Here is a 394-nt window from a genome sequence, read left to right as displayed (position 1 = left end):
GCGAAAAGCGTCGGTAAGCTGATATGAAGCGTGATAGCCGGCGATGTCCGAATGGGGAAACCCAGTGCAATGCGTTGCACTATCATTAACTGAATTCATAGGTTAATGAGGCGAACCGGGGGAACTGAAACATCTCAGTACCCCGAGGAAAAGAAATCAACCGAGATTCCCCCAGTAGCGGCGAGCGAACGGGGAGGAGCCCAGAACCTGCATCAGCGATAGCATCAGAGGAACGGTCTGGAAAGGCCGGCGAGAGAGGGTGACAGCCCCGTACTCGAAGATGGTATGGCTGTGAGTTCGATGAGTAAGGCGGGACACGAGAAATCCTGTCTGAAGATGGGGGGACCATCCTCCAAGGCTAAATACTCCTGACTGACCGATAGTGAACCAGTAC

General features: G+C 53.6%; 1 rRNA gene. It reads left to right on the top strand.

The annotated features are described in order from the left end of the window. Positions 1 to 394, top strand: a 23S ribosomal RNA gene (locus AACQ83_RS24475); the annotation flags it as partial.

Source organism: Photorhabdus sp. S10-54, assembly GCF_963878145.1.
Classification (GTDB): domain Bacteria; phylum Pseudomonadota; class Gammaproteobacteria; order Enterobacterales; family Enterobacteriaceae; genus Photorhabdus; species Photorhabdus kayaii.
Note: the sequence above shows the minus strand (reverse complement) of the source record. Positions and strands in the feature narration are given on the sequence as shown.